19 protein-coding genes are annotated in these 22,843 nt (G+C 71.5%); 12 read left to right on the plus strand and 7 right to left on the minus strand.

Annotation, left to right across the window (positions count from 1 at the left end; all coding sequences use genetic code 11):
• From NQU55_RS28095 to NQU55_RS28125, 7 genes are all read left to right on the plus strand, one after another.
• A complete protein-coding gene (locus NQU55_RS28095; RefSeq protein WP_256791401.1) occupies positions 1 to 2,091 on the plus strand; it encodes a fatty acyl-AMP ligase in 2,091 nt (696 codons plus the stop codon).
• Positions 2,081 to 3,952 (plus strand): acyl-CoA dehydrogenase family protein, encoded by a 1,872-nt coding sequence (locus NQU55_RS28100; protein WP_168095578.1) that lies wholly within the window; start codon positions 2,081 to 2,083, stop codon positions 3,950 to 3,952. The genes NQU55_RS28095 and NQU55_RS28100 overlap by 11 nt, the downstream gene beginning before the upstream one ends.
• Entirely contained in the window at positions 3,949 to 5,769 is a 1,821-nt protein-coding gene (locus NQU55_RS28105; protein ID WP_256791402.1) for an acyl-CoA dehydrogenase family protein, read from the plus strand. Before NQU55_RS28100 ends, NQU55_RS28105 begins: the two co-directional genes overlap by 4 nt.
• A 90-nt stretch (positions 5,770 to 5,859) precedes the next feature.
• Entirely contained in the window at positions 5,860 to 6,147 is a 288-nt protein-coding gene (locus tag NQU55_RS28110; RefSeq protein WP_168096318.1) for an acyl carrier protein, read from the plus strand.
• A 40-nt stretch (positions 6,148 to 6,187) separates the two neighbouring features.
• Positions 6,188 to 7,597, plus strand: a complete 1,410-nt coding sequence (locus tag NQU55_RS28115; RefSeq protein WP_168096317.1) for a condensation domain-containing protein — start codon at positions 6,188 to 6,190, stop codon at positions 7,595 to 7,597.
• Positions 7,598 to 8,291: 694 nt separating this feature from the next.
• Complete coding sequence (locus NQU55_RS28120; RefSeq protein WP_240976984.1) at positions 8,292 to 8,633, plus strand: hypothetical protein; 342 nt, start codon at positions 8,292 to 8,294, stop codon at positions 8,631 to 8,633.
• 159 nt (positions 8,634 to 8,792) lie between these two features.
• Positions 8,793 to 9,335 (plus strand): GNAT family N-acetyltransferase, encoded by a 543-nt coding sequence (locus NQU55_RS28125; protein WP_256791404.1) that lies wholly within the window; start codon positions 8,793 to 8,795, stop codon positions 9,333 to 9,335.
• Between the two features lie 81 nt (positions 9,336 to 9,416).
• Here NQU55_RS28125 and NQU55_RS28130 read toward each other — a convergent pair whose 3' ends face one another.
• The 7 genes from NQU55_RS28130 to NQU55_RS28160 form a co-directional block, all read right to left on the minus strand.
• Positions 9,417 to 9,926 carry a ricin-type beta-trefoil lectin domain protein gene (locus tag NQU55_RS28130; protein ID WP_256791406.1) on the minus strand — a complete coding sequence of 170 codons (510 nt, stop codon included), beginning with the start codon at positions 9,924 to 9,926 and terminating at the stop codon, positions 9,417 to 9,419.
• A 146-nt stretch (positions 9,927 to 10,072) separates the two neighbouring features.
• Entirely contained in the window at positions 10,073 to 10,201 is a 129-nt protein-coding gene (locus NQU55_RS28135) for a hypothetical protein (protein ID WP_256791407.1), read from the minus strand.
• Positions 10,202 to 10,468: 267 nt separating this feature from the next.
• Positions 10,469 to 11,287, minus strand: coding sequence for a DJ-1/PfpI family protein (locus tag NQU55_RS28140; protein ID WP_256791408.1), 819 nt, complete (start codon positions 11,285 to 11,287; stop codon positions 10,469 to 10,471).
• A gap of 5 nt (positions 11,288 to 11,292) precedes the next feature.
• Positions 11,293 to 12,279 (minus strand): GlxA family transcriptional regulator, encoded by a 987-nt coding sequence (locus NQU55_RS28145; protein WP_443744707.1) that lies wholly within the window; start codon positions 12,277 to 12,279, stop codon positions 11,293 to 11,295.
• A 128-nt stretch (positions 12,280 to 12,407) separates the two neighbouring features.
• Complete coding sequence (locus NQU55_RS36935; protein WP_256791409.1) at positions 12,408 to 12,926, minus strand: helix-turn-helix domain-containing protein; 519 nt, start codon at positions 12,924 to 12,926, stop codon at positions 12,408 to 12,410.
• 440 nt (positions 12,927 to 13,366) lie between these two features.
• Positions 13,367 to 14,602 (minus strand): GNAT family N-acetyltransferase, encoded by a 1,236-nt coding sequence (locus tag NQU55_RS28155; RefSeq protein ID WP_168095460.1) that lies wholly within the window; start codon positions 14,600 to 14,602, stop codon positions 13,367 to 13,369.
• A gap of 231 nt (positions 14,603 to 14,833) precedes the next feature.
• Positions 14,834 to 15,514, minus strand: coding sequence for a hypothetical protein (locus NQU55_RS28160; protein WP_168095459.1), 681 nt, complete (start codon positions 15,512 to 15,514; stop codon positions 14,834 to 14,836).
• A 137-nt stretch (positions 15,515 to 15,651) separates the two neighbouring features.
• On the opposite strand from NQU55_RS28160, the gene NQU55_RS28165 reads away from it, so the two are divergent.
• The 5 genes from NQU55_RS28165 (at position 15,652) to NQU55_RS28185 (ending at position 22,669) form a co-directional block, all read left to right on the plus strand.
• Entirely contained in the window at positions 15,652 to 16,608 is a 957-nt protein-coding gene (locus NQU55_RS28165) for a GNAT family N-acetyltransferase (protein ID WP_240976845.1), read from the plus strand.
• A gap of 164 nt (positions 16,609 to 16,772) precedes the next feature.
• The gene (locus NQU55_RS28170; RefSeq protein WP_256791410.1) at positions 16,773 to 18,035 is read left to right on the plus strand and encodes an NAD(P)-binding protein; all 1,263 of its coding nucleotides are present in this window, start codon (positions 16,773 to 16,775) and stop codon (positions 18,033 to 18,035) included.
• 283 nt (positions 18,036 to 18,318) lie between these two features.
• Positions 18,319 to 20,889, plus strand: a complete 2,571-nt coding sequence (locus NQU55_RS28175; protein WP_256791412.1) for a SpoIIE family protein phosphatase — start codon at positions 18,319 to 18,321, stop codon at positions 20,887 to 20,889.
• A gap of 353 nt (positions 20,890 to 21,242) precedes the next feature.
• The gene (locus NQU55_RS28180; protein ID WP_256791413.1) at positions 21,243 to 22,100 is read left to right on the plus strand and encodes an LppY/LpqO family protein; all 858 of its coding nucleotides are present in this window, start codon (positions 21,243 to 21,245) and stop codon (positions 22,098 to 22,100) included.
• Between the two features lie 443 nt (positions 22,101 to 22,543).
• A complete protein-coding gene (locus tag NQU55_RS28185) occupies positions 22,544 to 22,669 on the plus strand; it encodes a hypothetical protein (protein ID WP_256791414.1) in 126 nt (41 codons plus the stop codon).
• The last annotated feature ends 174 nt before the right edge of the window (positions 22,670 to 22,843 follow it).

Here is a 22,843-nt window from a genome sequence, read left to right on the forward strand (position 1 = left end):
GTGGGCGAGAGGAACCGCCGGGACCGCCGGAGCCCGGGTCGTGAGGACGCCGTGCACCGGAACTACGCCGATGCAATCCGCCGGCAGGCCGCCGACCGCTCCACCCGTACCCGCGCGGCGGTGACGTTCGTACACGACTTCGACACCGCCGACGGCCGCACGTCCCTCACGTACGGGCAACTGGACCTCCGAGCGCGGTCGATCGCGGCCGCGCTCCTCCAGAGGTGCACTCCGGGCGATCGCGCGCTGCTGCTCCACCCCGAGGGTCCGGAGTGCGTCGTGGCCTTCCTCGGATGCCTGTACGCGGGTGTCATCGCGGTTCCCTCGCCTCTGCCCGGCCGGTTCCGGCCGCAGCAGCGGCGTGTCACCGCCATCGCCGCCGATGCGGGGACCGCCATCGTGCTCACCAGCACCGCGAGCCTGCCGGAGGTCACCGCGTGGGCGGAGAGCCTGGACGGGGAGGGCCCGGAGAGCCCAGGTGGCTGCGGCATCCTCCTCACCGACGGCCTCGGCGCTGTGCCCCCCGACGCGGCCGGAGCGCTGGTGGACACGGAGCCGACCCCAGCCCCAGCCCCAGCCGCGGCCCCGGCTCCGGCTCTCGACCACGACACCGTCGCCCTGCTGCAGTACACCTCGGGATCCACCGGCGACCCCAAGGGTGTCGTCGTCACCCATGGCAACCTCCTGCACAACGCCGACAGCATCCGGCGCGCGTTCGGCGTCGACCGCACCACGGTCTTCGGCTCGTGGATCCCGCACTACCACGACATGGGGCTCCTGGGCATGATCCTGCCCGCGCTCGCCCTGGGCGCGTCCTCCGTGACGATGGGCCCCACCGGATTCCTCAAGCGGCCCCACCGGTGGCTGCGCATGATGGACGAGTTCGGCGCCACCGTCTCCGCGGCCCCGGACTTCGCCTACGAGTTGTGCACCCGCAGGGTCACCGACGAGCAACTGGCCGGACTCGACCTGTCCCGCTGGCGCATCGCCTGCAACGGATCCGAGCCGGTACGGCCCGCCACCCTCACCGACTTCGCCAAGCGCTTCGCCCCGGCCGGGCTGCGGGCCGACGTCTTCAAGCCCAGTTACGGCCTGGCCGAGGCCACGGTCTTCGTCAGCACCCCCGTCGGCCGGGATCCGGTCGTGCGCCGCTTCGACGAGGCACGCCTGGCCGACGGCGCCCTCGTCCCCGCCGCCGGCACCGGCGCAGGGCAGGCGCGTGAGACGCCCGGCGCCGGGGCCTCCACCACCGAGCTCGTCTCCTGCGGCTACCCCGCCGACTTCGAGGTCACCATCGTCGACCCCGCCACCCGGCGGCCGGTGCCCGACGGGACGGTCGGTGAGATCTGGCTGCGCGGCGACAGCGTCGCCCGCGGCTACTGGAACGCCCCGGAGGCCACCGACCGGGTCTTCCGCGCGACGCTCGCGGAACCTGTGGCCGGTGCCGGTGGACCCGCCGCCGACTCCGCCCCCTCCCCCGGCCCCGGGCACCGCTCGGAGAGGACGGACCAGGCGAACGGACCGGACCGGGCGGACCGCCATCTGCGCACCGGGGACCTCGGCGCCGTACTCGACGGCGAACTCTTCGTCACCGGCCGCATCAAGGAGATGATCATCCTGCGCGGCCGCAACCTCTACCCGCAGGACATCGAGTACGAGGTCCGCGACCGGCACGCCCCGCTCCAGGGTCTCTGCGGCGCAGCCTTCACCGTGCCCGTCGGCGATGCCGGGAGCCCGGGCGGTCGCCGCGAGGACGAGGCCCTCGTCCTCGTGCACGAGATCCGGGGCCGTCACGAGCGCGCGGACCTCGAACGGCTGGCCGCCTCGGTCAGGAACACCGTCTTCCAGGGCTTCGGGGCGTACCTGGGCGGCCTGGTGCTCGTCCGCCGGGGCACCGTCCCGCGCACCACCAGCGGGAAGATCCAGCGGCTGCGCACCCGCGAACTGCTGTGCTCCGGGGAGCTCCGGCCCGTGCACACCGCCCTCGGCCCGGCCCTGGCACGCGCCGTGCCGCTGAGCGCGGAGGACCCGACCGACCGGGTCGGCAGCAGGGCCGGCACGCTGCCGGCGGAGGTACGCCGTGCCCCATGACGACTCAGCCTCCTACGGCGTCGCAACCGCCTACGGCCTCGCGACCACCTACGACTCCGTGATCGCCCTCGACGCCTTCCTGGACCGGCCCTGGGCCGGCGAGACCCCGTTCGCCCGGGCCGCGCTCTCCGCCCTCGACCGCCGGGAGGAATTCCCCGCCACCGCCTGCGCCGCCCTCGACTCCTTCGGCCTGTGCTCCTTCTACGTGGACGTCCGCCACAGCGGTCGCATGCGCGACATGGCCGAGCTGGTCCAGCTGCAGCGCACCGTGGCGCGCCGCGACCTGACCGTCGCCGTCGCCCACGGCAAGACGTTCCTGGGCGCCGCACCCGTATGGGTCGCGGGGGCACAGGAGCAGGCGGCCCGGCTCGCCCGGGCCGTCCGCAGCGGCGCCGTCGTCTCCTGGGCCCTCACCGAACGCGACCACGGCAGCGACCTGCTCGCCGGGGAGGTGACGGCCCGCCCCTGCGAGGGCGGGTGGCGGATCGACGGCGAGAAGTGGCTCATCAACAACGCGACCCGCGGCCGGTACCTGTGCGTCCTCGCCCGCACGGCCGACGCGGGCGGCCCCCGTGGCTTCAGCCTGTTCCTGGTCGACAAGACCCGGCTGGCGCCCGGCTCGTACCGCACCCTGCCGAAGGTGCGCACCCACGGCATCCGGGGCGCGGACATCAGCGGCATCGCCTTCGACGGGGCGGTCGTCCCCGGCGCCGCGCTCGTCGGCGAGCCCGGTGCCGGTGTCGAGACGGTCCTCACGTCCCTTCAGCTCACCCGCACCCTGTGCACCTCCCTGTCGCTCGGCGCCCTCGACCACGGCCTGGACATCGCCGTCCGCTACGCCCGCGGCCGCGTCCTGTACGGGCGTACGCTCGCCGAGCTGCCGCGCGTCCGCCGCATCCTGGGGCGGGCCGCCGCCGGCCTGGCCGTCGCGGAGTCGGTGGTGGACGTCGCGGCCCGCAGCATCCACACGCTCCCGTCGGAGCTGAGCGTCGTCTCCGCCGTCACCAAGGCCCTCGTCCCGGGTCTCGTGCAGGACAGCCTGGACTCGCTCGCCGAACTTCTGGGTGTGCGCGGTTTCCTGAGCGAGTCATACGCGGACGGAGCGTTCGCCAAGCTGGAGCGGGACCACCGCATCGTGGCGGTCTTCGACGGCAGCACCGCCGTCAACCGCAATCTGCTCGTCGACCACTTCCCCGCCCTGTCCCGGGCCTGGCGCAAGGGGACGGCCGACCGGGACGCCGTGGCCCGGACGGTGCCGGGTGCCCCCGTCCTTCCCTTCGACCCGGCGCGGCTGAGGATGCTGTCGACCCGCGGCTGCAGCCTCGTCCAGCTGCTCCCCGAGGCCGCCGGGCGACTGAGGCACGCCGCCGGGGAGGGCCTGGTGCCGTGGGAGGCGTCCCGCGCGGCCGACGAGCTCGTTGCCTTCGCCGACGCCCTCCACACCCGCCTCGGCGAGCAGAAGCGCGCTCCCCGTAACGTTCCGCAGGCCGCCTTCGACCTCGCCGAGCAGTACGAACTGTGCTTCGCCGGAGCGGCCCTGATCCACCTGTACCTGGCCGGTGCCGGCACGCCGCAGGACGTCCTGCGGCTGTCCGCGGGGCTGGCTCTCGTCCTCAACCGCCTCGGCCATTCCCTCGGTGAGGACCGCGCCGATGCCTTCGACCGCCTGGCCGAGCGGCTGCTGTGCGAGCGGCAGCAGCAGCCGCTGCAGGCCGACGGCGCCCCCCGGTCGGCAGCCCTCCAGTCGGGAGCCACGTGGCCGGAGGGTACCCGGCCGGAATCCACCGGCACGCCACCGGCTGCCGGTGGCACTCCACCGGCCCCGCCGCGCCGCGGGCCCGTACGAAGGGGCGTCTCGTGACCTCGACTCCCGCGGCGGCCGCCCGGACGGACCGGGCGCACGCGCTCGACCGGGTCCTCGGCGACCCCGCCGACCCCGGCAACCCCCTCGGCTTCGCCGCCGTGCTCGCGGCCGACGAACGCGGCGAGATGCTCGCGGAGGGCGAGGAGGCCCTGGAGGCGTTCGGTCTCAACGAGGAGTTCGTGCCCGCAGCGTTCGGCGGCCGCCTCACCCGCCTCGACCGGCTCGTCGACGTCATGCGCACCGTCTACCGGCGCGACCCGTGCCTGGGTCTCGGCTACGGCGCCAGCTCCTTCATCGCCGGCGTCAACATCTGGACCGCGGGCGGCGACGACCAGTGCCGGGCGGCCGCGGCCCTGCTGCGGGACGGCGGGCGCATCGCCGTCGCCTATCACGAGCTGGCCCACGGCAACGACATGGCAGGCACCGAGTTCAGCGCCCTGCCGCGCGGCGACGGAACGACGCTCCTCCTCAACGGGCGCAAGGAGGTCGTCACCAACCTCCGGCGCGCCGAAGCGGTGGTGGTCTTCGCCCGTACCTCGACCGCGCGCGGCAGCCGCAGCCACTCCCAGGTCTACGTCGACAAGTCCCGGCTGCCCGCCCGGCGCGTCACCTACCTGCCGCGCTACCGCACCACCGGCATGCGGGGCGTCCAGCTCGGCGGCATCGAGTTCCGCGACTGCCCGGTGCCCGCGCACGCCGTCCTCGGCGGTGAGGGGCTGGGCCTGGAGACGGCCCTGCGCTCGTTCCAGGTGACGCGCACCACCCTCGCGGCCATGTCCACGGCGGTCGTCGAGACGGCGCTGGACGTCACCCTGCGACACGTCCGCAACCGCCGTCTCTACGGCAGGACCGCCGCCGACCTGCCCCACGTGCGCTCCGTCCTCACCGGGGCCTTCGCCGACCTGCTCACCGCGGACTGCTTCGCCACCGTCACCACCCGGGCGCTGCAGCTGCTGCCCGCCGAGACCGCCGTCCACGCCCAAGCGGTGAAGTACTTCGTGTCCAAAGCGCTCATGGACGCCGTGAACAGGCTCTCCTCCGTCCTCGGCGCCCATTTCTACCTCCGCGAGGGCCCCGGAGCGATCTTCCAGAAGCTGCTGCGCGACCTGCAGCCGGTCGGGTTCGGGCATGCGGCGCGCGCCGCATGCCAGGTGTCGCTCCTGCCTCAGCTCCCCCTGCTGGCCCGCCGCTCCTGGCTCCGCGACGACGCCGCGGCCGCTCCCGCCGGGCTGTTCCGGCCGGGGGCGGAGCTGCCGCCCATGGACTTCCGCGCCCTGTCCCTCACCGCCGGCGGACGGGAGAGCCTGAGCACCTCGCTGGCCAGGGGGCTCGCCGCCATGCCCGACGGCGACGGCCCCGCCCACCGCGCGCTCGCGGAGCACGGAGAGCACTTCACCGCCGAGCTCGCCGCACTCGCCGGGGAGTGCGCGGAGCTCCGGCCCGGCGAACTGTCCGTCATGGCACGGTCGTCCAGCTACGACCTCACGACGCGCTACGTGAACGTGCTCGTCGCCGCGGCCTGCTTCGAGACGTGGCGCGAGGCGCGGCTCGGCCGCGCGGCGGGTGACGCGGGCGTCATCGACTCCGCTCTCGCGGAGGACTGTCGCCAGGCCCCCGCACCTGCGGGCTCCGGTCTCGCGGACCCCGTCTGGGCAGCCGCGGCGCTGCACCGGCTCCGCGCCCCTCTCGGCGCCGCGGCCCCCACGCTGCCGCCGTACCTGGAGGACGCCTTGTGGGAACGGCTGCTGCACCGGCACGAGCACGCGCTCGGCTACGGGCTGCTCCCGCGGACCCCGCGCACGGCCACCGCCTGACACCTGACACGGGCGGCCGGCCCGCACGGCACCCCGGTGTCCCGCACGGCACCCCCGCCCCTCGCTGAAACCCGTGGAAAAGGAGAGAACATGGCTGATCCGACGGCCGAGCACGACAGGGACGACAGAGGCGACAGAGACGCCCTCCGGGACTGGCTCCTCGGCCTGGTCGCCGAGCACGTGCAGCTGCCCCGCGAGGACATCGCGTCGCACGTCCCGCTCAGCGACTACGGCCTGGACTCCGTCTACGCCCTGTCCGTCGCGGCGGAGATAGAGGACCGCTTCGGCATCGACGTCGACCCCACCATGATGTGGGACAACCCGACGATCGACGCGCTCGTCGAGGCCGTCTCCAAGGAACTCGCCCAGGGCACGTGACCGGAACCCCGCCCGTGACACCACCGAGTGGAGGGGACACGTGTCCGACCACCGTCATCGTCAACGCCATCGCCATCGCCCAGGTCACCTCGGCCCCACCGTCGCCCAGACCGGCATCTGGGCCGCACAGCAAAAGGCGCCGGACGACCCGCTCTACAACTGCGCCGTCGCCATCGCCCTCGACGGGACGCTCGACCACGACGCCCTGCGCCGCTCCGTGGCGCGGGCGGTCGCCGAGGCCGACACCCTGCGGACGCGCTTCCACGCCACAGGTGACGGCGTCGGACTCACCGTGGAACCCGCAGGTGAGACCGGCGAAGCGGCAGAGGAAGCTGGGAGGAGCGGCCTGCTCGGCGTCATCGACCTCTCCGGCCACGCGCAACCGGAGGCCGCGGCCGAGCAACTGATGGACGAGGACCTCCGCACCGCGACCGACCTGGCGACCGAAGCTCCCTGCACGCACGTCCTGTTCGTCCTCGGTCCCCGGCGCAGCCTCCTCTACTTCCGGTACCACCACATCGCCCTGGACGGCTTCGGCCAGTACCTCCACTGCCGGCGCCTCGCCGAGCTGTACACCGCCTACGAGAGCGGGCGCGATCCGGCGCCGTCCACCGCCGCCCCGCTGGCAAGGCTGCTCGACGAGACGGCCGCCTACCTCTCCTCGCCGGACCGCGCCGCGGACGCCGCGTTCTGGCGGGACGAGTTCGCCGCACCGCCCGAGGGCACCCCACTGACCGGGCGCGCCGCGTCCTCCGGCCGCACCGTGGGCAGCACCGCACTGCTCGCTCCCGAACAGCTCAGCACGCTGCTCGGCACGGTCGGTGCGGGCGTCGGCCGCTGGTCCGCCACGATCGTCGCCGCCACCGCGGCGTACACGCACCGCCTCACCGGCCACCCCGGGGTCATCACCAGCCTGCCCATGGCGGCGCGACACTCGCGGGCCGCCCTCGCCACGCCCGCGATGCTGGCCAACGTGCTGCCGCTCCGGCTGCCCGTAGGCCCCGCGACGACCTTCGCCCGGCTCGTGGAGGAGGCCGGTACGAAGATCCGGCACATCATCCGGCACCAGCGCTACCCGACCGCGTACCTCCGCGCCGACCTCGGCCTGCCCGCCGGCTCGGCAGCCCTCGTCGGTCCCGAGGTCAACGTCATGGCCTTCGGTCGGGAGTTCCGCTTCGGGTCGTGCACGACCACTCCCCGGCAACTGCCCGCCGGCCTCATCCCCGACCTGGCCCTGAAGGTCTACCGCGCCCCGGCCGACCGGGGCGGGCCCATGGGCGCCGGTCCGCAGCCGGACAGCATGAAGATCGAATTTCTCGGCAACGCCACGCTCTATACCGAGGACGACATCGCCGGCCACCAGGAGCGGTTCCTTGCCTTCCTGGAAGGCGCGGCCGCCTGTCCGGACCGGCCCCTCTCCCGCGTTCCGATGCCGGGGAGCAGCCGGTGACCGCAGAGGGGAACGCCATGGGCAGTCCTGGTCGTGCTCGTCGGGGTCGAGACGGATCTTGCTGATCTCCTTGGCTGCGAGCCGACCGCCGTCGAAACAGAACCCGACCTTCGCTACCGCCCACTCTCCGAGCCCCTGCCAGAACACTGCCAGATGCCCCGGGCGGCCGGCACCGAGCAGCGCAGCTGCAGCGGACGGTTGTCTGCGTCGGTGAATCCGGTCGGTGGCCCGCCAGCGTAGTGCCGTCGGGGAGGCTGGTGGCGTCGATTCAGCCTGTCGGGTGAAGGGAGCGGCCACTACTCGGCCACCGGGTGCCGACCGCCCGGTCTGCGTGCGTCAGAAGACGGGCGGCCTGCCCGCGAGGATCAGCCGTGCGTCCCTGAAATGGCGACGATCGCGTCACCGCTCCGGGGTGCAGTGGTCAAGCGGTCGGCGCGTCGGCCCGGGCCCGGCTACCGCTTGCACAGCTTCATCGGCCATACTGCCCGCCGTGGAGCACCGTATAGGCCAGAACACCCCGCCCGTGCACGCCGCCGGAACCGACCCGGCGTTCGTCCCCGGCCTGACCCCGCCGCGCCCTGCCGAGGCAAAGGAGGGTACGGCGGTACCAGCGGACGCAGTAGTGGATGCAGCAGCAGACGCTGCAGCGGATGTCGGCGCTGCTTCAGAACCGGAAACGGAAACGGAGACGGAGGTGGAAACGGAGACGGCTGCCGCCGATCAGGAACCGCGACCGGTGGTCGACGGCCCGGTCTTCGAGGTGTCCGACCGACGCAGTTCGATCACCGTCGACGGCACCGGCGTCATATTCCGGCTGGACGACGAGACGGCCGAGTTCGACTGGCCGGAGATCGGCGCGGTGGAGACGAACACCCCCCGGTTCGGCCGCCGGCTCTCCGTCAGCGTGTACACCACCAGCCGCCGCAGCTACGACGTTCACATCGAGGCACCGAGCCGGAGCCTCCTCAAGCAGTGGGTGACGGACCTGGACACAGCACTCGACTCCTACTTCGAAGACACCAAGACCACCGACTGAGCAACAGCCACCGGCCCTCACCGGTCTGCGGCGGCACGCGCGCGCGACACCGCAGACCGGAATCGACGGCGTCGGCAATCGACCTGGCGGCCGCAGCCGGAGGCCGCGACTGGCTGCACTGATGTCCCCTCGGGCGACCTTGTGATCCAGAATGATGGGATGGTCACGCTTGAGACTCCCCGTTTGATCCTGCGTCGCTGGCACGAGGACGACGTGGCGCCCATGGCTGCCGTCAACGCCGACCCCGAGGTCATGCGGTGGATCCGTGACGGCAGCGTCCGTGACGAACGGCAGACTCGCGGCGGGATCCGGGCATGGGAGAGCGAGTGGGAGTCACAGGGCTTCGGCCTGTTCGCCGTGGAGATCCGGTCCACTGGCGAGCTGGCCGGGTTCACCGGCCTGTCGGTGCCCCACTTCTTGCCGGAGGTACTGCCGGCGGTTGAGGTCGGCTGGCGGCTGGGACGTTCCCACTGGGGGCAGGGTTTGGCCACCGAGGCCGCTGTGGCCGCCGTACGGTTCGGGTTCGAAGAGCGAGGGCTGGAGCGGATCGTCAGCATCGCTCAAGTGGGCAACGACGCCTCCGAACGGATCATGACCAAACTGGGGATGCGTCCGGTCCGTGAGACGGTCAATCCCACCTGCGGGCGGCGAGTGCGGGTGTTCGAGTTGTCGTCGGACCAGTACCTTCGACGCACGCCCTAGAACTCCCATGTCGCGTGGCTGAGCATCACGCTGCAAGGGCCGTACGCCCGTCTACGAAGCAGCGGTCACACTCGGCGGTCCCTAGAACCCGAAGCGCCATCGCTGGTCGTAGTTGCCGTGGCAGTCCCAGATGACGAGCCGGGTGCCGTTCGCCGTGCTGCCGTTGTTCGCCAGCCCCACGCACTTGTTGGCGCCGGCCTGGCTCCGCACGCTGTTGTCGCTGTAGACGGCCCATCGCTGGTCAGGGTTTCCGTGGCAGTCCCAGACGACCAGCCGGGTGCCGTTCGCCGTGCTGCCGTTGTTCGCCAGCCCCACGCACTTGCTGGCGGCGGCCAGGCTCTGGATCAGCCCTGCCGGGGCGCTGGGAGCCCACTGCTGGTCGGGGTGGCCGTGACAGTCCCAGACGACGAGCTCGGTGCCGTTCGCGGTGCTCCCGTTGTTGGCGAGCCCGACGCACTTCTCGAAGCCGGCGAGGCTGCGCCACAGAGGGACCGCGGCCGACGTGTCGTGGCCATGTGCCGTACCGGTCGCCAGGCCCATGGCGGCGAATACTGCCGCGGCGATCAGGGCGGGGATACGGACGGGTCTCATCTCGACCTCCTGGTGTCGTGACGGGCCAGGGCCATGGCCAGGGCTCAGGCCCTGGGCCCGCACCATTCCCCACCCGGTCCGGCCCGGCCGTCAAGACACCGGTACGACTTGGGCAGATTCGGTCCCTCGGCCCCGGCCGGCTCCCGTCACCCCAGCCGGCAGGCGTCGAGTTCGTGCTGCCATGCGGGGGTGACGAACACCTGGGGGTACGACCGGGCGCAGGTGGCCGGCTCGTCCGCGTAGCAGTGCCCGCAGCTGAGGTCGCAGGCCCGCATCAGATGGGCTCCCGTGGGAGCTGTGGAAGACCCTGGTCTCGGCGGCGAGGCCGGGCGGAGCGCTGCCCGGGCCCGGGCCCCGGCTCCGGGCCCCGGCTCCGGGTCCCGCTCCGGATCCGCTTCCGGCGCCGGTTCCGGCGCCGGTTCCGGAGGGCGGCGGCCGATCTGCAGGAGGACGCTCACGATCCCTCCTCCACTTCGGCCCGCACGGAGCGGGCCCATGCCAGGAGCAGGTCGTACTGGCGGCGCGTCACGTGCCCTTCGATGTCACCTCTTCGGTGTCACCTCCTGGGATTCGGCCAGCAGCCTCAGGGCCTGTTGCTTGAGTTCGGGGTCGGCCTTCGCGGCGTTGCCGGCGTCGAAGGGCGGGTGCGGGTCGTACTCGACGGCCAGTTGTATCGCCTTCGCCGTGCTGTCCCCGGCGATCAGGGACGCCAGGTAGAGCGCCATGTCCAGTCCCGCCGATACTCCGGCAGCCGTGATGATCTTTCCGGAGCGGACATAGCGTTCGGGCAGGTAGGTGACGTCGTAATGGGTCCGGAGATAGTCGGCGGAGGCCCAGTAGGTTGTCGCCTGCCGGCCGTCGAGCAGCCCTGCTGCCGCGAGGACGAGCGAGCCGGTGCACACAGAGGTCGTCCACTGACTGTGCCGGTCGATCCTGCGAATCCAGCGCAGCAGTTCCTGGTTCTCCATCGCCGCGACCGTCCCGCGGTTGCCCGCTCCGGGAACGAGCAGAACGTCGAGGTGGTCGATGTCGGCGATACACCGGTCGGCCATGACGGCTACGTCTCGGGTGTCGGTGAGGACCGGCCCTCGCCGCTGGGCGATCATCGTGACGGTGGCGCCCGGCAACCGGGAAAGGATCTCTGCGGGGCCGGTCGGATCCAGCAAGCTGTAGCCGTCGTACAACAGGATGCCGATATCCAGGGCCGTGCTTGCTGTGCCGGCTGTGCCGACTGTCGGCGTGAGCGGCGCGGCCTGGGCCGCCTGCGCGGTTCCGGTTCCGGTTCCGGTGCCTGCCGCACCCACCGTGGCGAGCGCGGCTGTGCCCACGGCCCCGCGCAGCAGGTGCCTGCGTGTCGTCATATGGCTCATGGCAGGGAAGCCTTGTGCCCCGAGGCGACGCGCGCTTGCGGCATGTCCGGCATCTTGCGAATCATGTCCCCGCCCAGCCCATAGTGGTCCAAGAAGGCCTGGCGCAGCGTCTGCGGCGACTTGAACCCGCAGCGCCGGGCTATGGCGGCCAGGGGCAGGCGGCTCGATCGCACCAGATGCGCGGCCGCCTCCGTGCGGGCCTCGCGTACCGCCCGGGCCGGTGTCGTACCGAGGTGCTCGGTGAACAGCCGCGTCAGGTGCCGGGTGCTCACACCTGCCCGGGCTGCCAGCGCGCCCGGGGTCAGGTCCTCGGCCAGATGCGCGGCGATATAGCCGGCGAGGTCCCGCACCAACCGGTCGCCGGGCGGCGGTGCAGCCAGGAACATGCTGATCTGAGCCTGGTCAGCGGGCCGGTGGAGATACGAGACGAGCTCCCGGGCCACCGCACGGGCCAGCGTCGGCCCGTGATCGTCCTCGATCAGCGAGAGCGTGAGATCGAGCGCGCTCGTGACCCCGGCCGCGGTGTAGACGTTCCCGTCACGGATGTAGAGGGGCCCCACGTCCACGGCCACGTCAGGCTGCCGGGCGGCGAGCTGCTCACCGTACCCCCAGTGCGTCGTGACCCGCCGGTGGTCCACCAGCCCCGCCGCGGCCAGCACGTACGTTCCGGTGCATACGGAGGCGACGCGACGGCTGCGCTCGGCGAGCCGCCGGACCTGTGCCAGCAACCGCTCGTCCGCCGACGCCTCCTCGAAGCCCACGCCACCGACGACGATCAGCGTGTCCAGCCGCCCCGTCACCGTCTCCAGGCCACGCCCGGCCCCCAGTACGATGCCCGCCGAACTGCGGGCCGCGCGACGCCCCAGTGTGCCCAGCTCTATGGCATACGGCGGGCTTGCTCCATACCGGTTGGCGATGTCCAATGCGCCGCTGGGGCAGGCGATGTCGAGAATCTGCGCGTCGTCGTAGGCAACGATGAGGATGCGCCGCTGATCGTCCATGGCGCCCATCCCACCACGCACCTGGAACGGTCCCGGTCTCGCGCTCAGCCACCGCGGAAGCTGGAGGCGGCGTCCTGAGCCGCCTTGAAACCGCCGGCCCGCCCCCGCAGTCAGGTGCGGCCGGGGGCCGCGCGGTACAAGGAGGCCGGTGTACGGCCGATCAGGGTGCGGGAGGTGCGCGTCAGATGGGCCTGGTCCGCGAAGCCCGCGGCGGCTGCTGCCGCGGCTGCCGACGTGCCGGGCATAACGCCGACCGCGGCCCGTAGGCGTCCCCATTGCCGTAGCCGGGCCAAGGGGATGCCCACGGACTCACGGACCAGGGCGTGCAGCCGTGACGGTGACAGCCCGACAGCGGCAGCCAGTTCGGTCAGGGAACTGCCGGGGCCGGGACGCATGGCCACGCGCAGGGCCTGGTCCACTCTGGGGTCGAGGCGGGGTGCAGCCCCGGTCACGGCAAAGAGTTCGGCGCAGGCCGCGCCCAGGTCGGGGGCCGTTGCGAGTCCGTCGGTCCCGGCCACTCCGAGTGCAGCAAGCAGACGGCGTACCGTTCCGGCGTCGAGCCGCAGGATCCCCGTGTCCGCGCGGATGAGCCATGGATCGACGAACAGGGCGGCGTACGCGGACGTCACCGCGCAGGTGTGGGCGAGCTGGGGCGGTACGACCAGACCGGCCGCTGCGAGCGGTGGGCGGCAGTCCCGCTCGACCCGGGGCGTAGCCGCCGATCGGCAGCACCACTTTCCACGCCGGGTGGTCATGACGGCCGACACCGAAGGCACCCGACTCGGCGAACAACGCCGCTTCAGGGCCGGTTGCGAAGACGAAGCGGCGATCGTTTTGTTCAAGCGTCCATGCGCGAGGTGAAGCGATCATCGCGCCATGCACGTTGCCGCTGCCGTCGCCCTGGCGGTGTTCCTCATGACCGGGGGTCTCCTGCACTGGGTGTTTCCCGGGTACTTCCGTTCCCTGGACTCCTCGGCTGCATAGTCTGGGCGGTCACGGTGGCGCTCGCGCCGGCCTGACACGAGCCCCACTGCTTCGCACCCGGCCCCGTTGCTCAACCCGCTCGTTCTCAGAACCAGTGCAGGCAGTGCGGAAAGCGCTCAGCACAGAAGAGGGCGTCAGCGAGGGCGGCCGCGCCCGGGCGGTGGGCCCGGATGTGTCCGGCGCGCACGAGCGTGCTCGGGGCGGTGCCGCCGAGGTAGACCGAGCCCAGGTCGCTCGCGTCCAGGGACAGGTCGGGCTCCCGGTCCGTCGGGACGCAGTCGGCCTTGCCGTCCCGGACGGTCAGCAGGTAGCGGCCGTGCTCGCCGAGGAAGGGGTCCTCGACGTCGAGGACGAGATCGCCGTCCGTGAACCAGCCGCGCGCGGTCAGTGCACGCGGGACGTCCAGCAGCCGCACCCAGAGCCAGTCGGTGTCGCCGCTCACCTCTCCGGCGCGGAAGTCCGCGAGCTGCCAGCGCAACGGGTGCCCGGGCGGGACGTGCTTGAACACGACCTGAGAGACCAGGTCGTGTCCGAGGACGAACCGGGCCAGGGCCGTGAAGACGGCGTCGTCGGTGGTGATGGTCTCGTCGACGGTCAAGGTCCCGGGGTCGCCGATCGAGTAGCTGGCGTACCCGTCCGGGACGCCGTCGGCGTCACGGTGCACGGCGATGTAGCGCGGCGCCGGCGAGATCGGGGGCTGCCCGGCACGCAAGGCCCACCAGCGGTGCGGCCGGGACAGCGCGCCCGGCTGCACGCGGCGGTACCGGTCGTAGACCTCTTCCAGGATCTCTCCGCACTCGGCACGCCGCAGCACCTCGACCGAGCCGTTGTCCGGGCCGGTCGCCGAGGCGCCGGCCGCTCCGCGTGCCCGGGGAACGGCGAGGGCGGCCTGGCGGCGCGGCACCGTCAGCTGCGCCGTGTAGGTCGCCGGTCCGTAGCCGAACCTGCCGTAGATCGTGGCTTCAGAGGCCAGCAGCACGGAGAGGAACTCCCCGCGTGCCCGCAATTCGGCGAGCTGATGCCGCATCATCGCGCTGAGCACGCCTTGGCGCCGGTGCGAGGGCAGGACGCCGACGGCGGTCACCCCGGCCGCCGGGACGAGGACCTCTCCGGGCAGGGTGAGCTCGAAGGAGTGCGCGGCGGCGGTGCCGACGGGCCGCCCGTCCGCCGTCGAGGCGAGCAGGCAGCGGTCCGTTTCGAGCGCTGACCACCAGGCCCCGCCGCCGTCCTCGGCCGGGGTTTCCGGGAAGCGTCCGAACGCGGCATGGAGCGTGTCGACGAAGACGTCGAAGTCCTCATCGGTCGTGGAACGAATCTGCATTGCCGCCGCTGCCTCTCGCAAGGACGGCACCACGACTTGTGGTGCCTGGCCACAGTGCAGCGTTGCTCCACGGCCGGCGCAAGCGGATTACGACCCGGCGGAGGACGGCTGGTCGCAGCACGGATTCGCTACTGATACCGCGCCGGCACCGTAGCTCGCACATGGCGGCTTGCGCGTGACGGATCGCAGGTGGCAGCTCGCAGGTAGCGGCTCGCACGTGGCGGTGCGGGATCAGATCGGTAGCCCGATCAGCCCCCACCTGCGGCGGTCGGCCTCTGCGACGACTTCGGCCCAGCCGTGGAGCAGGGTGATGAATTCCTCGAACCTGCCGACCCATTTCCCGGGGGCGGCTGCGTGGATGTTGAACGGTTCGCGCAGCACTTCGAGCCCGGGGGCGGCTGCGTGGATGTTGAACGGTTCGCGCAGCGCTTCGAGCCCGGGGCCGGCCGCGCTCCACGCCTGTGCAAGGGCCGGCACGTCCGGGGGCGGGCAGTGGACCAACATGGCGCCGTGCCAGGGCTCGGCGCCGCCATCGCCCGGGTCGTCGCCCGGGTCGTCGCCCGGGTCGTCGCCCGGGTCGTCGTCCGCGCCGGGCGGGACCCAGAACAGCCCGGCGAGGAAGGTGTCAAGTGCGCTGCGCAGGTCCTCCGGGACGTGCTCGCGCATGGCTTCCCACCGCTCGCCCGCCCAGAAGTGCGGCTTGAAGGACCCGAGGGCGCCGGCGAATTCGTACCGTGCGCACCAGGACGGGAACGGTCCGGCGGCGGGAGGCAGCCAGGCCCAGCCCTCCTCGAGCGCCCCGTCATAGTCGTCCGGGTCCGCGGCCTCGATGAGCGCGTTCTCGCGCTCGAGGACGGGGATGTTCTCCAGTTCGGCCCAGTCCACTATGACGGCAGTGATGTCCAATCCCATGATCGCGAGCCTACGGCCCGGCGCGCCCAGCGACGGGCGGATCCGGGGAGGGCGAGGGGACGAAAGGGCGTGGGGCGGCCAATGCAAATTGCGAGGCATGACCTACTACACTCTATGTACTCTTCAGTGTGGATTTCATGATGCAACCCCTCAGAACAGCAGATATCCCCGCACTGACCGAGCTTCGCAAAAGAGTCGAGCACACGGACGGCACCGGGGTGCACGCCGATGAAGCCGATGTCCACGAGGAACTCGCCGACCCGAAAATCGACAAGGAACTCAACACCACCGGGGTCTGGCGGGACGGGCGGCTGGTGGCGTACGCGATGGTCTACACCCCGGACCGCGTCCGGGACGTGGTGCGCTTCGAGACCGGCGCCGCCGTCGATCCCGACTGGCGGCGCCAAGGTCTGGGGGCGGAACTGGTCCGCTGGATGCGCACGCGAGCACGGGCCATCCATGCGGAGCGTAACGACGCTATGCCCGGCGAGCTGCTGCTGTCCGGAGTCGCGACGAACTCCGGTCTGGCGGCACTGGCGACGGACACGGGGTTCGCTCCCTGCCGTCACTGGTTCGGAATGACGCACGACTTGCACACCGGTGCGGTGCGGAACAGCGCCCTTCCCGCAAATCTGCGGCTCGTCCCTTTCGACATGGCACACGACGAGGCGACCCGCCTTGCGCATAACGAGGCCTTCCAGGACCACTGGGACTTCACCGAGGCCGATGAGACCGAGTGGCGGATCTGGAGAACGGGAAACCGCTCCTTCAGAAAAGAGCTCTCCGCGCTTATCCTCGACACCGACGACCAGGTTGCGGCCTATCTCTTGGCGGACGAGTACACCGCCGATACTGCTGCCACCGGACAACGCTCATGCACCGTGGCCTTCCTGGGCATACGCCGAGCCCATCGCGGACACGGCGCAGCCCGCGCACTGCTGGCGCACACCCTCGATGAAGCACGACGCCACGGATACGACCAGGCAGAACTCGTCGTGGACACGGCCGGCACGACCGGCGCCCTGAGCCTCTACCAGGACGCGGGCTTCACCGTGAACCGGCGATACATCACCTACGCCGGCCCGCTCAACTGACCCTCGCGTCCGGGCACCCGACCGCCCGATGGCGCCACCACCACGGCCGGAATCCACCTCTTTTCCCACCGGCCCCCTGGCGACATGCTGATAAGCGTGCAGGGGGTGCCCGGGGAGGAACTCCGGTGCCGTTTTTTGCTCGCACCACACGGTACGAGGGGCGAATGGAGATGCAGGTGCGTCAGCCGGTCCGCACCACCGTGGTGGGTGGCAGTATTGCCGGCTGCGCCTGTGCAGTGGCACTCAGACGCTGCGGGCACGCAGTGGACGTATACGAGCGCACTCGTAGCAACCTGGCCGAGCGAGGGCAAGGCATCGCCTTACCGCCGTCCCTGATGGGCGAACTCATCGCCCGCGGCTACATCGGGGAGGACTTCCCGGCCCAGGAGAACCGGGAGCGAATATGGCTCGTTCCCGACGCGCGGCGTGCGACCGGCCGGGAACTGTGGCGTCAGCCCAGCTCCGTACTGACCTGCAACTGGGGGCTGCTGTGGCGCCAGTTGCGCGCACGGATTCCCGATTCCTGCTATCACGCGGGGCAGGAGGTGGCAGAGGCCTGGGATATCCCGGACGGTGCAGCCGGGAGCAGCACCGGTGAAGGCCTTTTGCGCCGCCCGGACCTGGTCGTGGGGGCGGACGGGTACCGCTCTCGCCTCCGTCAGCATGTGGTGCCGGGTGCGGCGCCCCGCTACGCGGGATACGCCCTGTGGCGCGGCGGTGTTCCGGTGCGCCTCCTGGGCGGCTTGGAGCAGGCCTTGGACTTGATCGGGCAGGCCTACTGCACGGCGGTCTTCCCCGGTGGGCAGGCCCTCTTCTACCTGATCGCGGCGATTGCTCCTGACGGAGGCCTGGAACCCGCGGTGAGCTGGGTCCTGTACGCCCGGCCGCCGCAGGAGGCGGCGTTCGATCCGTCTCTGTCCTATCCGCCGGGTCGCGTCACCCACACGCTGATCGGGCATGTGCGTGCCCGGGCGCGGGATGTCCTCCCCCCTGCTTGGGGCGAAGTGGTCTCGCGGACTGCCGATGAGGACGTCACCGTGCAGCCCGTCGTCGACCTGGAGTTGCCCCGTATCCGTCGGGGGTCGGTCCTGCTTGCAGGAGATGCCTCCTCTCTGGTGCGCCCTCACACGGCTGCCGGCGCGGCCAAGGCCCTTCTGGACGCACTGTGCCTGGAGGAGGAGATGAGCCGGGCGCAGTCGTTGGCCGAGGCGATGGCTTCCTACGAAGCCCGAAGACGCGAACACGGAAACCAGCTGGTGGAGCTGGGCCGGCGGATGGGTCGCGACCAGGTGGAGAAGGCCCCCGTGTGGAGCGAGATGACCCCGCAGCGCATGGATGCCTGGGCACAGGCCACGCTTGCAGGCCGGTCTCACTATTTGTACGGGAATACGCCTGGCTCCCGCCCGGGCGGAGTGCCCGCGGGTTGAGGCTGGAGTCCTCGATGTGCCCGGTCGTGGACCCTTGGCTCTACGGTCGGAGACAGCAGACGGGCAGGGACGTGCTTTGCGGGAGGGGCGCTCTTGGCGTCAGCGCCTCGAAATGATGAACCTTGAGGAAAATGGTTGATCGATCCCCGCCCGAATGAGCCATGAACTTCGTGGCCGATACGTCACTTTCGCCACGAGCCGGGCGCCGCTTCCTCCGCCCGGCCGGATACCGGCGCCCGCGCACAAGGTTCCGGTAACTGCCGCCTGTGACATCCTCGGTGAGGTGACGAGCGAACCTGTCAAGGACGAGGAGTCCGGCGTCGCACCCGACGTCGTCGCGCTGGCCAAGGTCGTGGCCGCGTTACGCGCCGAAAACGAGCGCCTGCACCACCAGGCGTCCACCGCCGCCGTGCTGGAGCGCGCCAAAGGCCTGCTGATGGCACGGTCGGGGTGCTCGGCCGCAGAAGCACACGAGGAGCTGACGCGGCGGGCGCGAGCCGGCGGCCGCACGCTGACCGAGGAGTGCTGGATCGCCCTCGGGGACATCCCGCAGGCGGCCCGCCCGCCCTTCGGCGCCGCCGTCGAGGGCGCTACGGGCGTCCCCGCTGCCTCGGACCCGGGTTCCCCTGGGCCGTCCCGATCGATGCGCCACGGCCCGGCCCCCGCCACCGGCCAGGCCGGGCAGGCACCGGAATCCGGCACAGAGCCGCGCCCGCCCTCCCCCACCGCGCTCCTCGGCAATCTCAGCGCGGCGCTCACCGGCGCCGCCTGCCCGCAGGATGTCGCGGAACGGCTGCTGGACCACCTGACCGGGCCCCCGGTCAGGGCCGACGCCGTCCTCCTCTTCTCCCGTACCGTGCACGACGCCCTGGAGCTCGCCGGGCACGCCGGCACCGGGGCCGCGGTCGCCGACCAGTGGCGGTCCGTGCCGCCCGTCGGCGCCTTCGCCGCCCTGGACACCGTCCGCCGCGGCGAAGCCGTATGGCTGGAGGACCCGGTACAGGACGCGCAGCGCTACCACCTGATCGGGCAACCGCCGCAGAAGTGGCGCACCCGCGCCTGGCTCCCGGTCACCACCGGCGGCAGGGTCACCGCGGCCCTTGGCATCCTGCGCACGGTGGACGCCCCCTTCGGCGAGGACGTTCGCGAGCTGCTGCAGTCCGTCGCCCGGCTCTGCGCCGGGAGCCTCCGCGCGGGGGATGCGCACCCGGAGCCGCTCCGGCTGAACGGACGACCCGGGCCGTCCGGAAGGCCCGGGGTCCCGCAAGCATCCGGATGGTGCGCGCCGACCGGACAGCCCGCGCAGCCCGGCTGCCCGGGAGGGCCCGAAACCGGCACGGCCGCACTCGTCCAGGCCGTCTTCGACGTCCTCCCGGGCCCGGCCGTCCTCCTCACCCCCCTGCGGTCACCGGCGGGTGACGTCGAGGACTTCCGCATCGACGCCGCCGCGCCGGAATCCGTCGACATCGCCGGGCGACGCGGCCGCCGGCTGGTCGGGCTGCGGGTCCTGGAGTGCTACCCGACCGTGGCCGGCGCCGACGTCTGGCGGGGCTACCTGCGGACACTCACCACGGGGACGCCGTACGAGGGCGATCCCTTCACCTACGAGGAGGTCGTCGCCGGCGTGCGGCAGCGCTCCGTCTATTCCGTCCGCGCAGTGAAACTCGGTGACGCGCTCGTGGTCACCTGGGCAGGTCACGACGACGTCTCCCGGCAGCAGGCCCTTTTGGCCGACCTGCAACGGCTCGGCAACCTCGGCTGGACGGACTGGAACCTCGTCACGGGCGCCATCACCTGGTCACCCCAGGTCCACACCATCCTCGACCACGACCCGGAATCGGGCCCGCTTCCCCTCGACGCCTTCCCCGGCGACGTCCTGCCCGAGGACGCCCCGGACTTCACTCGCGCGCTACGGAATCTCCTCGGCGCGGGCACACCCGTCGACCACCCGGTCCGGATCACGACGCGGGGCGGTGTCCGGCACCTGCGGGTCGTCGCCGAGGCGGTGCCGGACGCCCACGGCACCCCGGTCGAAGTACACGGTTTCGTTCAGGACCTCACAGCGCAGCGCACCGCCGAACTGGCCCTGACGGAGACCCGGCAGGCCGTCCTGGCCCAGCGCAACGTCCTCCAGGCGGAACGGACGGTCGCCGCCCGCCTGCAGCACGCCCTCCTGCCGCTGCCCGGACAGTCGCTGAACCTGGGCGGTCTGCGCGTCGACGTCGCCTACCTCCCCTCCCACGACGACCTCAACGTGGGCGGCGACTGGTACAGCGCCCTCGAAATGCCCGGCGACGGCGTGCTCTTCGCAGTCGGCGACGTGGCCGGACACGGCATCGACGCGGTGGCCACGATGGCCCAGCTGCGCTTCACGGCCAAGGGCATGGTCGTCACCGGCTCGTCGCTCACCGGTGCGCTGCACCGGCTCAACGCCCTGCTCCTGCACACCCGTGACCACCACGCCACCGCCACCCTCGTGCTCGGCCGCTACGATCCCGCCGACCGCTGCCTGACCTGGGTCCAGGCGGGCCATCCACCGCCCCTGCTCGTGCGCCACGGGAAGGCGCAGTTCCTCTCCCCGCCCGAGGGCATACTGCTCGGCGCCACACTGCGACCCTCCTTCGGCGAGGCCGTGTGCCGGATCGCACCCGGCGACCACCTGCTGCTGTACACCGACGGCCTGGTCGAACGCCCCGGGGAACACTTGGACGAGGGACTCGACCGCCTCGCCCGCGCCGCCGAGACCGAACTGTCCGTGGACGGCCCCGGCTCGCTCGACACCCTGCTGTCCCGCCTCCTCCCGGACGAACAGCGCGACGACGTGTGCCTCCTGGACATCCACCTGCCCGCATGAACGCCATCCTCTACGTTCACTATCGGCGCCTTGTCGGGTTATTCCTGGGTTGGTTCACTCGATCCGGTCGGGAGGCGGGTTGCTGAGCATGCGGGTTCCGTCCGATGACCATGCTCCGGGTGACTTCTGCTGATGCAGGTGAATACCGGGGCACGGGTGGTTCGTGACCGGCCCGGAGGGGTGGTTCGATGGCAAGGTCAGATCTGCAAGACGGGCAGAGCGGACCCGGCAGGCTCGTTGCACGACGGGGGGTGCTGGCAGCCGCCGCTGCCGCTCTCGCTCCCGTCGTCGCTGCGGCTCCTTCTTCCGTCGCAGCCTCTCCGGAGCCCGGCCACCACCACGTTCTTCACCCCGTGCGGACCACCATCGGCGACTGGAGGGACGTCGGCAAGGAGTTGCTGACGGAAGGCATCATGTGGGGAGAAACCTTCCGCGCCGGCTTCCCGCGCCGTGACCTGCGGGTGGCCTCCCGGGATGTCGAGGTGGCCACCAACCTGGCGTTGCGCAGCTATGTCGCCTTCACCCGCTATGGCGACGGGCGCACCATGGTCATGGGTGACCTGGCGGTCACCGAGGAGGAGCTGGGGCGCGTGACCGATGTGATCCAGGCGGCCGGGCTGGAGCTGACGTCGGTCCACAAGCACTTGCTCGCCCACTCTCCGGCTCTGCTGTGGTGCCATGTCCACACCCTTACCGAAGCCCCGGAAGTCGCCGCCCGCCACATTCGTGCCGCGTTGGAGACGACGGGCACTCCCCTGCCTCCGCGGCTTGCGACCCCGACGACCGCGGATCTGGACACCGGCCGTCTCGATGCGGTGTTGCGCGGCCGGGGTACGGATTACGCGGGGACCTACAAGTTCACGTTCGCCAGGCGCGAGATGGTCGTCGACCACCACCGGGTCATCCCCTGGGGAATGGGCGCGGTCACCGGCGTCAACTTCCAGCCGCTGGGCGGAGAAAGGGCCGCAGTCAACGGCGCCCTGGCCCTGACCGCCGCCGAGGTGCAGCCCGCGATCAGGGCCTTGCGCCATGGCGGTGTCGACATCGTCGAGCTGCACAACCACACGCTCACCGAGGAACCGCGCCTCTTCTTCGCCCACTACTGGGCCGTCGGCGACGCAGCCGGCCTGGCCCACTGCCTGAGCGAGGCCGTGGCAACGACAAACGTGACCTGGCAGGCCACCCCCGGCGTCGACCGCACACGTTCCTGAAGGCCGCCGCCTCAAACTCTGGGCAGTCACGTCAGCACGCCGGAGATTCCGGTCGGCTGCCGCGGCATCCCATCACACCGTTCACCCATGTGGGTGATTCGATAGTGTAAATATCTCGATATCCTTAGAACAGCTTTTTGCGTATCTTGCGCGAGATGGGGGAGCTATGGGGGAAATCGTCGCAGACGTTACGGCAGTGGTAGATACAGACGACCCGTTCGACATCGATCTTCGGGTGCTGCATCCCGATGACGGGCTCGATGTGTGGTTGTCCCGCTGGCCGTCGCAGGGGTGCCCCACCAGGCCGTTGTGCGGGCCGACCGAGTCGCCCACGTGGGCGTCGACGTGCGGTGGGGGTCCGCAGTCCGGGAATCCCTGCAAGTGCTTCTGAGCTCCGGCTCACCTGGCGTGGTAGTAGGGGGGGAAGACCAATGAGGAAGCCAATGAGGAAGGTGCTCGGGGTGCTCGCCGTACTGGGGGCGGTCGGCTGGGCATGGCTGTGCGGACCCGGTGACGTTGTGCCGGCCACGGTGTGCGTCGGCAACGTGAACTGCCAGGAGATCAACTGATCGGGGCGGGGCCGCCTTTGTACGTGCCCGGCGCAGTGGCCATGGTGCGGCTGCCCCTCCTGCCCGCCGCCCACCTGTCCAAGACCTGGTCGGGGGCCTCGTCGGCAGGACCCGGCCGCGTGGGGGACGGACAAGAGCAGCCGGAAGAGCAGCCGGAGGAGTGGCCTGAAGACT

The organism is Streptomyces telluris (genome assembly GCF_024519335.1).
GTDB classification, from domain to species: domain Bacteria; phylum Actinomycetota; class Actinomycetes; order Streptomycetales; family Streptomycetaceae; genus Streptomyces; species Streptomyces telluris.